Origin of the sequence: Xenophilus arseniciresistens (genome assembly GCF_028023875.1) — a bacterium.
GTDB classification, from domain to species: domain Bacteria; phylum Pseudomonadota; class Gammaproteobacteria; order Burkholderiales; family Burkholderiaceae_C; genus Xenophilus; species Xenophilus arseniciresistens.
The window spans coordinates 65,995-78,512 of record NZ_JAQIPB010000003.1 but is presented as its reverse complement, the minus strand read 5'-3'; the positions used below and the strand labels follow the sequence as shown (position 1 = coordinate 78,512).

General features: G+C 67.1%; 10 protein-coding genes. 4 read left to right on the top strand and 6 right to left on the bottom strand.

The features are described 5' to 3' along the window. The 4 genes from sdhA to PGB34_RS08985 form a co-directional block, all read right to left on the bottom strand. Complete coding sequence (gene sdhA / locus PGB34_RS09000; RefSeq protein WP_271427753.1) at nt 1–1,806, bottom strand: succinate dehydrogenase flavoprotein subunit; 1,806 nt, start codon at nt 1,804–1,806, stop codon at nt 1–3. Between the two features lie 3 nt (nt 1,807–1,809). Further along, the gene (gene sdhD, locus PGB34_RS08995; protein ID WP_271427752.1) at nt 1,810–2,175 is read right to left on the bottom strand and encodes a succinate dehydrogenase, hydrophobic membrane anchor protein; all 366 of its coding nucleotides are present in this window, start codon (nt 2,173–2,175) and stop codon (nt 1,810–1,812) included. Between the two features lie 19 nt (nt 2,176–2,194). Next, entirely contained in the window at nt 2,195–2,641 is a 447-nt protein-coding gene (sdhC, locus tag PGB34_RS08990) for a succinate dehydrogenase, cytochrome b556 subunit (protein WP_271427751.1), read from the bottom strand. Between the two features lie 169 nt (nt 2,642–2,810). Further along, on the bottom strand, nt 2,811–3,569 hold the full coding sequence (locus tag PGB34_RS08985) for a GntR family transcriptional regulator (protein ID WP_271427750.1): 759 nt from the start codon (nt 3,567–3,569) through the stop codon (nt 2,811–2,813). 165 nt (nt 3,570–3,734) lie between these two features. On the opposite strand from PGB34_RS08985, the gene PGB34_RS08980 reads away from it, so the two are divergent. The 4 genes from PGB34_RS08980 (at nt 3,735) to acnB (ending at nt 9,057) form a co-directional block, all read left to right on the top strand. Beyond that, nucleotides 3,735–4,721 (top strand): malate dehydrogenase, encoded by a 987-nt coding sequence (locus PGB34_RS08980; RefSeq protein ID WP_271427749.1) that lies wholly within the window; start codon nt 3,735–3,737, stop codon nt 4,719–4,721. A gap of 60 nt (nt 4,722–4,781) precedes the next feature. Beyond that, nucleotides 4,782–5,795: an HpcH/HpaI aldolase/citrate lyase family protein gene (locus tag PGB34_RS08975; RefSeq protein WP_271427748.1), complete on the top strand. Its 1,014-nt coding sequence runs from the start codon at nt 4,782–4,784 to the stop codon at nt 5,793–5,795. Nucleotides 5,796–5,825: 30 nt separating this feature from the next. After that, entirely contained in the window at nt 5,826–6,404 is a 579-nt protein-coding gene (locus PGB34_RS08970) for a hypothetical protein (protein ID WP_271427747.1), read from the top strand. A 67-nt stretch (nt 6,405–6,471) separates the two neighbouring features. After that, nucleotides 6,472–9,057: a bifunctional aconitate hydratase 2/2-methylisocitrate dehydratase gene (gene acnB / locus PGB34_RS08965; RefSeq protein ID WP_271427746.1), complete on the top strand. Its 2,586-nt coding sequence runs from the start codon at nt 6,472–6,474 to the stop codon at nt 9,055–9,057. 84 nt (nt 9,058–9,141) lie between these two features. Here acnB and PGB34_RS08960 read toward each other — a convergent pair whose 3' ends face one another. Both PGB34_RS08960 and ggt read right to left on the bottom strand, forming a co-directional pair. Then, the gene (locus PGB34_RS08960) at nt 9,142–10,482 is read right to left on the bottom strand and encodes an amidase (RefSeq protein ID WP_271427745.1); all 1,341 of its coding nucleotides are present in this window, start codon (nt 10,480–10,482) and stop codon (nt 9,142–9,144) included. A 76-nt stretch (nt 10,483–10,558) separates the two neighbouring features. Then, entirely contained in the window at nt 10,559–12,391 is a 1,833-nt protein-coding gene (ggt, locus tag PGB34_RS08955; RefSeq protein ID WP_271427744.1) for a gamma-glutamyltransferase, read from the bottom strand. Between the last annotated feature and the right edge of the window lie 127 nt (nt 12,392–12,518).

Genomic DNA, 12,518 nt, shown 5'->3' with positions numbered 1-12,518 from the left:
TTAGAACGTGCGGACCTTGGGCGGAATGGAGTCGACCGTCAGGGGCTTGAGGTTGACCGGCTTGTAGCTCAGGCTGTTGTCAGCGCTGTGCCACAGGGTGTGCTTCATCCATTCCTTGTCATTGCGCCCCAGCGGGAAGTCGGGGTGGTCGGCCGGATGCTCGTAGTCGTACACCGTGTGGGCCCCGCGGCATTCCTTGCGGGCGGCTGCCGAGGTCATGGTGGCCTGGGCAACCTCGATCAGGTTGTCCACTTCCAGTGCTTCCATGCGCGCGGTGTTCCAGACCTTGGACTTGTCCTTGAGCGTGACGGCGCCCACCCGTTCGCGGATGCCGTTGATCTTGGTCACGCCTTCATCCATGCTGGCCTGCGTGCGGAACACGCCCGCGTGCTGTTGCATGGCCGAACGGATGTCGTTGGCGATGTCCTGCGCGTAGATGCCTTCGCTGGATTGCTCCAGCTGGTTCAGGCGTGCCAGGGTGCGGTCGGCGGCGTCGGCTGGCAGCGGCTTGTGTTCGCCACTGTTCTTGACGAATTCGACGATGTGCTTGCCCGCCGACTTGCCGAAGACCAGCAGGTCCAGCAGCGAGTTGGTGCCCAGGCGGTTGGCGCCGTGCACCGACACGCAGGAGCATTCGCCCACGGCGTACAGGCCGTTGACGATGTGGTTCTGCTGGCCATCGTGCGTCACGACCTGGCCATTGATGTTGGTCGGGATGCCGCCCATCTGGTAGTGGATGGTGGGCACCACCGGGATCGGCTCCTTGGTGATGTCCACGTTGGCGAAGTTGTGGCCGATCTCTTCCACCGAGGGCAGGCGCTTGCGGATGGTGTCGGCGCCCAGGTGGTCCAGCTTCATCAGGATGTAGTCCTTGTTGGGACCGCAGCCGCGACCTTCCTTGATCTCCTGGTCCATCGAGCGCGACACGAAGTCGCGCGGCGCCAGATCCTTCAGCGTGGGCGCATAGCGCTCCATGAAGCGCTCGCCGTTGCTGTTGAGCAGGATCGCGCCTTCGCCGCGGCAGCCTTCGGTCAGCAGCACGCCCGCGCCAGCGACGCCGGTGGGGTGGAACTGCCAGAACTCCATGTCCTGCAGCGGGATGCCGGCGCGCGCCGCCATGCCCAGGCCGTCGCCGGTGTTGATGAAGGCGTTGGTCGATGCCGCGAAGATGCGGCCCGCGCCGCCGGTGGCCAGCAGCACGGTCTTGGCCTGCAGCACATAGAGCTCGCCGGTTTCCAGTTCGAGCGCCGTGACGCCCACCACGTCGCCGTCGGCGTCGCGGATCAGGTCCAGGGCCATCCACTCGACGAAGAAGTTCGTCTTTGCTTCCACGTTCTTCTGGTAGAGCGTGTGCAGCATGGCATGGCCCGTGCGGTCGGCTGCGGCGCAGGCGCGCTGCACGGCCTTCTCGCCATAGTTGGCGGTGTGGCCGCCGAAGGGGCGCTGGTAGATCGTGCCGTCGGGGTTGCGGTCGAAGGGCATCCCGAAGTGCTCGAGCTCGATCACGACCTTGGGCGCTTCACGGCACATGAACTCGATGGCGTCCTGGTCGCCGAGCCAGTCGGAGCCCTTGATGGTGTCGTAGAAGTGGTAGTGCCAGTTGTCCTCGGACATGTTGCCCAGCGAGGCCGACACGCCGCCCTGCGCCGCCACGGTGTGCGAGCGGGTGGGGAAGACCTTGGACAGCGAGGCCACGTTCAGGCCCGCGCGCGAGAGTTCCAGTGCAGCGCGCATGCCGGAGCCGCCGGCCCCGATGATCACGACGTCGAACTTGCGCTTGTTGATCTTTTCTTTGGTGTACGACACGGCTCAGACCCTCCAGAGCACTTGAATGGCCCAACCCGCGCAACCCACAAGCCAGACGATGGTGAAAATTTGAAGTGCCAGGCGGATGCCCACCGGCTGGACGTAGTCCATGAAGACCTCGCGCATGCCCACCCAGACATGCCACAGCAGCGACACGATGACGGAGAAGGTCAGAACCTTCATCCATTGCGAGGCGAAGATGCCCGCCCACTTGTCGTAGCCGATGGGGCCGCTGCCGATGAGCAACTGGCCCAGCACGATCACGGTGAAGAGGGCCATCAGGCCGCCCGTGATGCGCTGAGCGAGCCAGTCGCGCAAGCCGTAGTGCGCGCCCACGACGAGACGCTTGGAGCCGTAGTTCACTGCCATGATGAATGTGCTCCCGTGATCAGTACAGGCCGAAGAGCTTGGCGCCCAGCACGGCCGTCAGGCCCAGGCTGATCACCAGCACGACGACAGCCGAGCTCTTGCCGAATTCCTTGTTCACCGCGGAGTGGCTCACGTCCATCCACAGGTGGCGCAGGCCGGCGCAGAAGTGGTGCAGGTAGGCCCACATCAGGGCCAGCACGACCAGCTTGAGGAACCATCCCGGAACGAAACCAAGGCCGCTGTTGAAGGCGGCCTTGAATTTGGCGAAGGAGATATCCGAAGACACCGAGGTGTCGAACATCCAGATGATGAAGGGCATCAACAGGAACATCAGCACGCCGCTGGCGCGGTGCAGGATGGACACGATGGCCGCCAGCGGCATCCGGTAGGTCCGGACGTCGGTGAAGACGTTGATGTTTCGGAACTCCGGGCGCTTCTGCCGGGAGGAGGAGGCAAGCTCTGTCATGGGGTTGGACTCTTTAGAAGGGTTCGAGGGGCGGCTTGTTCTTGGGTGGGTAAATGCAAACAGCGCAAAATTCTATTGCAACGCACCATGGCCACGGGGTCGCGCCGGGCTCATCGCACTGCGGCGCTCGGACTTCCCGCCTCGTGCGTCGCGCACAGGCGCTGCGCCGTCAGCCAAGATCGTTGCGGTAGTGGTGGGTGTCCGTGCGGTACAGGCCGCGGCGCAGCTCCATGGGGGTGTCGTGGTAGGTGTGGGCCACACGCTCGACGCTCAGCAGCGGCGTGTCGCGGCTCACGTCGAGCAGGGCGGCCTGCTCGGCATCGGGCACCACGGCGCGCAGTTTCTCTTCGGCACGCACCATGCGCACCCCGAACTCGGTCTCGAAGAGGGCGTACATCGGGCCGTGCCACTGTGTCAGCCGCTCGGCCGTCAGGCCCTTGAAGGGCGCGCCGGGCAGCCACAGGTCTTCCAGGATGGTGGGCACGCCGGCATAGGACAGCACGCGCCGCACCTGCAGCACCGGGTCGCCGCTGCGCAGGGCCAGCGCGCGCGCTACTTCGGCGCTGGCGCGCTGGCGCCGGCAGTCCACGATGCGCCGCTGGGCCGGCCCTTCGCTGTCGGGCGTGCCTTCGTCGGGCACCAGCTTCAGGAAGCGGTACTGCACATGGTGCTCGGCATGCGTGGCCACGAAGGTGCCCTTGCCCTGTCGCCGCATGACGAGGTTCTCGGCGGCCAGTTCGTCGATGGCCTTGCGCACCGTGCCCTGGCTCACGTGAAAGCGTGCCGCCAGATCCATTTCGCTGGGAATGGGGTCGCCGGGCTTCCATTCGCCCGCATGCAGGCTCTGCAGGATCAGCCCCTTGATCTGCAGATACAGGGGGCTGAACGAGGGCGTGGGGGAGTCGGGCGTGACGGGTTTGGAGGACATACGGACGGCCGCACCCTGGGTGCGAAGACCGCTATCTTATATAAGACATAAGACGCGTGCCACCGATTGAGCCTAGAATGCTGGATGCTTTCCGGGCCGGCGGCCCGCACGTGGCACGCCGGAACGTTTTGCGCACCGTATTTCCTCATCTTCTGGAGTCTTCCCATGAGCAAAAAGCCCGTCCGCGTTGCCGTCACCGGCGCCGCAGGCCAAATCGGTTACGCCCTCCTGTTTCGCATCGCCTCGGGCGAAATGCTGGGCAAGGACCAGCCGGTGATCCTGCAACTGCTGGAAATCCCGGATGAGAAGGCTCAGAAGGCGCTCAAGGGCGTGATCATGGAACTGGAAGACTGCGCCTTCCCGCTGCTGGCTGGCGTGGTGCCCACCGGTGATCCGGAAGTGGCCTTCAAGGACGCCGACTACGCGCTGCTGGTCGGTGCCCGTCCGCGCGGCCCCGGCATGGAGCGTGCTGACCTGCTGGCCGCCAACGCCCAGATCTTCACGGCCCAGGGCAAGGCGCTGGACAAGGTGGCTTCGCGCGACGTCAAGGTGCTGGTGGTGGGCAACCCCGCGAACACCAACGCCTACATCGCCATGAAGAGCGCGCCCAGCCTGCCGCGCGAGAACTTCACCGCCATGCTGCGCCTGGACCACAACCGCGCTGCCAGCCAGATCGCTGCCAAGACGGGCGGCAAGGTCGGCGAGATCGAGAAGCTGACCGTGTGGGGCAACCACTCGCCCACCATGTACGCCGACTACCGCTTCGCCACCATCGGCGGCAAGTCGGTCAAGGACGCCATCAACGACCAGGTCTGGAACGCCGACGTGTTCCTGCCCACCGTGGGCAAGCGCGGCGCTGCCATCATCGATGCGCGCGGCCTGTCGTCGGCTGCCTCGGCCGCCAACGCCGCCATCGACCACATGCGCGACTGGGCCCTGGGCTCGCAAGGCAAGTGGGTCACCATGGGCGTGCCTTCCAACGGGGAATACGGCATTCCGAAGGACGTGATCTTCGGCTTCCCCGTCACCACCGAAGGCGGCAAGTACAAGATCGTTGAAGGTCTGGAGATCGATGCCTTCTCGCAAGAGCGCATCGACAAGACCCTGGCCGAGCTGCAAGGCGAGCAGGACGGCGTCAAGCACCTGCTCTGATCTGGACGCAAGCGCCAGGCATGGCTGAACTGTCCATCGTGGCGCGCAAAGCCGGCTGACATGGCATCGACCCGGGCCCATCCCGCTGACGTCCTGCTGGGCGCGCAGGCCGCTGCCGTGCGGCTGCCGGTGTGCGACCACTACAGCGGCGTGGAAGCGCGCATGCGCAAGAGCCTCGCGCTGCAGGCCGAGATGACGGCCGAGTTCGGCACCTGCGTGTTCGACGTGACGCTCGATTGCGAGGATGGCGCGCCCGTGGGCGGCGAGGCCGAGCATGCGCAACTGGTGACCGAGCTGGCCCTGGCCGCAGCGCCGGGCCAGCGCGTGGCCGCGCGCATCCATCCCGTGGACCACCCGGCCTTCGAGTCGGACGTGGCCACCATTGCCGGCCGCGCCGGCCATCGGCTGTGCCACCTCATGCTGCCCAAGGTCGAGACCGTGGCCGATGTGCTGCGGGCCGTGCAGGCGCTGGACGCCGCGGGCGCCACGCAGTTGCCGCTGCATGTGCTGATCGAGTCGCCGCTGGCCGTGCATAACGCTTTCGAGATCGCGGCCCATCCGCGCGTGCAGTCGCTGAGCTTTGGCCTGATGGACTTCGTCTCGGCCCATGGCGGCGCGATTGCGGCCGAAGGCATGGGCGTTGAAGGGCAGTTCACGCATCCGCTGGTGGTGCGGGCCAAGCTGGCGATCGCCTCGGCCGCCCACGCTTTCGGCAAGGTGCCCTCGCATTGCGTTGTCACGGAGTTTGGCGATGCTCAGGCCATGCGCATCGCGGCGCGCCGGGCGGCGCGCGAGTTCGGCTACACGCGGATGTGGAGCATCCATCCGGGCCAGATCCGGCCCATCCTGGAAGCGATGGCGCCCGACGAGGCAGATATTCACAACGCGACACACATCATTGCGGCGGCGCAGGCCGCCGATTGGGCGCCCATCAGTTTTGATGGCACATTGCATGACCGCGCGAGCTACCGCCATTTCTGGCAGGTGCTCGAGCGTGCGCACGCCACGGGGCGCGCGCTGCCCGCGTCAGCGCAGCATTGGTTTGCTGCGTTGTCTGTCCGGTCGTCCGATTGAACACGCTTGCCTCGTCCAAGGAGTAAACGCATGAAAACCCTCGCCGCCGTCGCCGCTGCCGCCCTGATCGCCCTGCCGCTCGCGGCTGCCGCCCAGAGCAGCAGCACCAGCAGCAGCAACGCCAAGCCCGCAGCCAAGTCGGCCACCAGCACCAAGACGCAGCAGGCCAAGAAGAAGCCGCAGGTCTCGCGCAGCGCGGCCAAGGCCGTCGAAGAGGTCACGCCCATCGATTCCGACGCCAACGTGGTGCTGACCGATGCCGACCTGGCCGTGGCGCAGAAGGTCCACACCGGCCGCATCCAGTGCGAGCTGGGCGCCGACGTGACCGTGACCGCCGACGACAAGAAGCCAGGCTTCTTCACCGTCTCCACCAAGGGCGCGCGCTACCGCATGCACCCGGTGGAAAGCCGCACTGGCGCCATCCGCCTGGAAGACGGCCGCGCCGGCGCCATGTGGCTGCAGCTGGGCAACAAGTCCATGCTGATGAACCAGAAGCAGGGCATTCGCATGGCCGATGAATGCCAGGCCGAAGCCCAGCAGGTCTTCGCTGCCGAAATGAAGAAGAACCCGCCCAAGAGCCTGCTCGACGACCCCACGCCGAGCAAATAACCGTTCCCCACATGCAGCGGCGCGTGTCTTGCTTGCGCCGCTGCGCAGTTCCCCCGGAGAAAAAAAGATGTTGCAAGCCTACCGTGACCATGTCGCCGAGCGCGCTGCGCTGGGCATCCCGCCGCTGCCGCTGACGGCCAAGCAGGTGGCCGACCTGATCGAACTGATCAAGGCGCCCCCGGCAGGCGAAGACGCCTTCCTGCTGGACCTGCTGACCCACCGCGTGCCGCCCGGCGTGGACGACGCGGCCAAGGTCAAGGCTTCCTTCCTGGCCGCCGTGGCACACGGCGACATTCAGGTGGGCCTGATTTCCAAGGCCAAGGCCACGGAACTGCTGGGCACCATGGTGGGTGGCTACAACGTGCATCCGCTGATCGAGCTGCTGGACGACGCCGAAGTGGCGGGCGTGGCAGCCGATGCGCTGAAGAAGACGCTGCTGATGTTCGACTTCTTCAACGACGTCGCCACCAAGGCCAAGGCCGGCAACGCCAAGGCCCAGGAAGTGATGAAGAGCTGGGCCGAAGCCGAGTGGTTCACTTCGCGCCCGAAGGTCGCGCAGAAGATCACCGTCACCGTCTTCAAGGTGCCCGGCGAAACCAACACCGACGACCTCTCGCCCGCGCCCGATGCCTGGAGCCGTCCGGACATCCCGCTGCACTACCTGGCGATGCTCAAGAACACCCGTCCCGACGCGGCCTTCAAGCCCGAGGAAGACGGCAAGCGCGGTCCGATGCAGTTCATCGACGACCTGAAGAAGAAGGGCCACCTGGTGGCCTATGTGGGCGACGTGGTGGGCACCGGCTCCTCGCGCAAGTCGGCCACCAACTCGGTCATCTGGGCCACGGGCGACGACATCCCCTTCGTGCCCAACAAGCGCTTCGGCGGCGTGACGCTGGGCGGCAAGATCGCCCCCATCTTCTTCAACACGCAGGAAGACTCGGGTTCGCTGCCCATCGAGGTGGACGTCTCCAAGCTCGAAATGGGCGACGTGATCGACATCTTCCCCTACGAGGGCAGGATCGAAAAAGCCGGCGCCAAGGTTGCCGACTTCGCGCTCAAGTCCGAAGTGCTGCTCGACGAAGTGCAGGCCGGTGGCCGCATCAACCTGATCATCGGCCGCTCGCTGACGGCCAAGGCGCGCGAGTTCCTGGGCCTGCCGGCCTCAACCGCATTCCGCATGCCGCAGGCACCTGCTGAATCGAAGGCCGGCTTCACGCTGGCCCAGAAGATGGTCGGCCGTGCCGTGGGCCTGCCTGAAGGCCAGGGTGTGCGCCCCGGCACCTACTGCGAGCCGCGCATGACCACCGTGGGTTCGCAGGACACCACCGGCCCCATGACCCGCGACGAGCTGAAGGACCTGGCCTGCCTGGGCTTCTCGGCCGACATGGTGATGCAGTCCTTCTGCCACACCGCGGCTTACCCCAAGACGGTGGACGTGAAGACCCACCGCGAGCTGCCCGCCTTCATGAGCAACCGCGGCGGCGTGGCCCTGCGCCCCGGCGACGGCGTGATCCATTCCTGGCTCAACCGCCTGCTGCTGCCCGATACCGTGGGCACGGGCGGCGACTCGCACACCCGCTTCCCCATCGGCATCTCCTTCCCGGCCGGCTCCGGCCTGGTGGCCTTCGGCGCCGCCACCGGCGTGATGCCGCTGGACATGCCCGAATCGGTGCTGGTGCGCTTCAAGGGCGAACTGCAGCCCGGCGTGACGCTGCGTGACCTGGTGCATGCGATTCCGCTGTACGCGATCAAGGCAGGCCTGCTCACCGTGGCCAAGGCCGGCAAGAAGAACATCTTCTCGGGTCGCATCCTCGAAATCGAAGGCCTGCCCGAGCTCAAGGTCGAACAGGCTTTCGAGCTGTCCGACGCTTCGGCCGAGCGTTCGGCCGCCGGCTGCACCATCAAGCTGAACCCCGAGCCGATCAAGGAATACCTCACCAGCAACATCGTGCTGATGAAGAACATGATCGCCGACGGTTACGCCGACGCCAAGACGCTGCAGCGCCGCATCGAGAAGGTCGAAGCCTGGCTGGCCAAGCCCGATCTGCTGGAAGCCGACAAGGACGCCGAGTACGCCGCCGTGATCGAAATCGATCTGGCCGACATCAAGGAGCCCATCGTCTGCTGCCCCAACGATCCGGACGATGCCAAGTTCCTGTCGGAAGTCTCGGGCACCAAGATCGATGAAGCCTTCATCGGTTCGTGCATGACCAACATCGGCCACTTCCGCGCTGCAGCCAAGCTGCTGGGCGGCCAGCGCGACATCCCGGTCAAGCTGTGGGTCGCACCGCCGACCAAGATGGACGAGAGCGAGCTGATCAAGGAGGGCCACTACGCGGCCTTCGGCACGGCCGGTGCGCGCACCGAGATGCCGGGCTGCTCGCTGTGCATGGGCAACCAGGCGCAGGTGCGTGAAGGCGCGACGGTGATCTCCACCTCCACCCGCAACTTCCCCAACCGCCTGGGCAAGAACACCAACGTGTTCCTGGGCTCGGCCGAACTCTCGGCCATCGCCTCGCGCCTGGGCTACCTGCCCACGCCGGCCGAGTACCTCAAGGAAATGGGTGTGATCGACGCCGACAAGGCCAGCGTGTACCGCTACATGAACTTCGACCAGATCGAGGAATACGCGCAGGTGGCCGAGAAGGTCTGATGCCGTAGCGCGCCACTGGCTGGCGCGTCTTCATCATGAAGAAGGCCCCGCATTGCGGGGCCTTCCTTTTTGGGGCTGCTGCGCTCAGCCGGCCAGCGCGGCTTCTACCGCCAGCGCCACCGCGGCCAGCCGCGCGTCGTCACCGCGCACCGACGACAGCATCAGGCCCACAGGCAGTTCGCCCGCCTCGTGGCAGGGCAGGCTGAAGGCGCAGCCGTCGAGGAAGTTGATGGCGAAGGTGTTGCGCAGCAGCAGCCCGTTGGCCTGGAAGAAGGCCTCGTCGCTGCGCAAGGCCTCGATGGCCGGCGCCGTGATCGGCACGGTGGGGCACACAAGCGCGTCGAAGCCCTGCAGGGCCTGGCCCATGCGCCCGATCCAGTCGGCGCGGCGCTGCTGCATCGTGATGTAGTCGACCGCGCTGATGCGCATGCCCAGGTCGATGCGCGCGGCCACGCGCGAGTCGTAGTCGGCGCGGTGTTCGGCGAGGGTCTCGCGGTGCACGGCCGCGGCCTCGATGGGCGAGAAGCCGCCCGGCGCGTTGATCTGTGCCACTTCGGCCAGTTCCGCGAGCGTGAGGTCCACCACCTGTGCACCGGCCGCCGAGAGCCGGGAGACCGCACGCTCGAAGGCGCGCGCAGTGGGTGCATCGATGCCGTCGAACATCAGCGTGCGCGGCACGGCCAGGCGCAGCCCCTGCAGCGGGCGCTGGCGCACCTGCAGCGGGGCGTCGGCCAGCACGGCATCGGCCAGCAGGCAGTCCTGCACCGAAGCGGCCATGGCGCAGACGGTGTCCAGCGTCTGCGACAGCGGGAAGGCGCCCGTGCGCGGCGTGCGCGACTGCGTGCTCTTGAAGCCCACGATGCCGCACAGCGCGGCCGGGATGCGGATGGAGCCGCCCGTGTCCGAGCCCAGGCCGAGCACCGACAGCCCCAGCGCCACGGACACGGCCGCGCCCGAGGACGATCCGCCCGGAATGCGCGCCACCTGCGCATCGGCCGGGTTGCGCGGCGTGCCGTGGTGCGGGTTGATGCCCACGCCCGAGAAGGCGAACTCCGTCATGTTGGTCTTGCCGACAATGGCCGCGCCCTGCGCGCGCAGGCGTGCGACGGCGCTGCTGTCTTGCAGGGCTGGCAGCGCCTTGGCGCGCACCTTGGAGCCGGCCAGCGTGGTCTCGCCGGCCACGTCGTAAAGGTCTTTGATGCTGACCGGCAGGCCAGCCAGCGGCGGCAATTGCACGCCGGCCTTGCGTGCCGCATCGGCATGGCGCGCGGCGGCCAGCGCCGCATCGGCATAAAGCCGCATGAACACATGCTGCGCGGCGGGCGCCTGCGCGCCTTCCAGCGCTTGGGCGACGATGGCTTCGTGGGTGATGCTGCCGGCGTCGATGCGCTCGCGCAGCGTGGCGATACGGGTGGGGGAGGGCATGGGGAGCGAGGCGTGATGCAAGAGCTTGGATTGCATCATGCCAAAGCGCGCCCCTTCGTGTGCCGCCCCGCTGTCTTCAATACCCCAGCGTCTTGCCGTCGGGGTTGCGCGGATCCGAATAGCCAAAGAGCTGGCCGTCCCGGATCTGGATGGTCTGCGTGCGGCCCATCGAGGCTTTCAGCGCCACGTTGTGGCCGCGCTGGCGCAGCAGGGCCAAGGTGTCCGGCGACAGGCCCTTCTCGACGCGCAGCTCGTCCGGCGTCCACTGGTGATGCACGCGCGGCGCGGCGGCGGCCTCGGCCGGGTTCATCTTGAAGTCGATGGTGTTGACCACCGTCTGCAGCACTGTGGTGATGATGCGCGCGCCGCCCGGGCTGCCCGTGACCAGCACCGGCTTGCCGTCCTTGAGCACCAGGGTGGGCGTCATGGACGACAGCGGGCGCTTGCGCGGCGCCACGGCATTGGCGTCGCCGCCGATCAGGCCATAGGCATTGGCCACGCCGGGCTTGGCCGAGAAGTCGTCCATCTCGTTGTTCAAGAGGATGCCCGTGCCCTGGGCCACGATGCCGCTGCCGAAGTTGGTGTTCAGCGTGTAGGTTACGGCCACCGCATTGCCGGCCTTGTCGACCACCGAGTAGTGCGTGGTCTGGTCGCTTTCATAGGGCTGCGGCTGGCCGGGCTTGATGTCCCTGGCGGCGCGGGCCTTGTTCGCGTCGATGGCCTGCGCCAGCGAGGCGGCGTAGCGCTTGGAGGTCAGGCCCTTCTGCGGCACCTTCACGAAATCAGGGTCGCCCAGGTACTCGGAGCGGTCCGCATAGGCGAGCTTGCTGGCTTCGGCCAGGTGGTGGATGTACTGGGCGCTGCCCGACCCCCACTGGGCCACGGGCCAGCCCTCGAGCATGTTCAGGATCTGCACCAGGTGCGGGCCGCCGGAGGAGGGTGGCGGCATGGTCACGATCTCATGCCCGCGGTAGCTGCCGCGCGTGGGCTGGCGCTCCACCACCTTGTATTCGCGCAGGTCCTGCAGTGTGATGGCGTTGGGATGGGGCCGCATCTCCGCGGCGATCTTCTGCGCGATCGCGCCCTGGTAGAAGGCGCTGGCGCCCTGGCGGCCGATCAGGCGCAGCGACGCGGCCAGGTCCTTCTGCACCAGGGCGTCGCCCACCTTCAGCGGCGCGCCGTTCTTCCAGAAGATGGCGCGCGTGGCCGGCCACTTGCCCATGTTCTTCTGTTCCTGCTGAAGGATCTTGGCCAGCGTCTCGCTCACGGGAAAGCCCTTGTCGGCCAGCGCGGCGGCCGGCGCGATCACGCGCGACAGCGGCAGCGTGCCCCACTTCTTCAGCGCGTGTTCCATGCCGGCCACGGTGCCCGGCACCCCCACGGCATAGTGGGTGTAGAGCGACTTGCCATCGACCACCTTGCCCTGCGCGTCGAGGTACATGTCGCGCGAGGCGTTGATGGGCGCGACTTCGCGGAAGTCCAGCGCGATGCTCTGGCCGCTTTTGGCGTCATGGACCACCATGAAGCCGCCGCCGCCGATGTTGCCCGCGTTGGGCAGGGCCACGGCCAATGCAAAGCCCACGGCCACCGCGGCGTCCACGGCGTTGCCGCCCGCGCGCAGGATGTCCAGGCCGATCTTCGTGGCCAGCTCGTGCTCGGTCGCCACCATGCCGTTGCGCGCCACCACGGGGTGGAACACATCCATGTCGAAGTCGTAGGCCGCCGCGGCCTGGGCGGCGGCCGCGGTGGTTGTGGGGCCGGCCGTGGCCGCAGGCGCGGGTGCCGCAGTGGAGGCTGCGGCCTGGGCCGTGGGTTGGGTGGAGGCGGTCGGTGCAGTGCCGCACGCGCTCAGGGCGGCCAGGGCCAGCGCGAGGCTGCTGGCCAGAAGGCTGTGGCGGATCGTTGGCATGTGAATGTGTCCCCTTGGCTGCTATTGTGGTGCAGGCAAATGTAGACCGTCGCCACACGCTTTGGGCCGCAGCGCCTGTCGGACGGATGCGGGCATGCATGCCAACCCTGTCCTGCAACCGGATGGC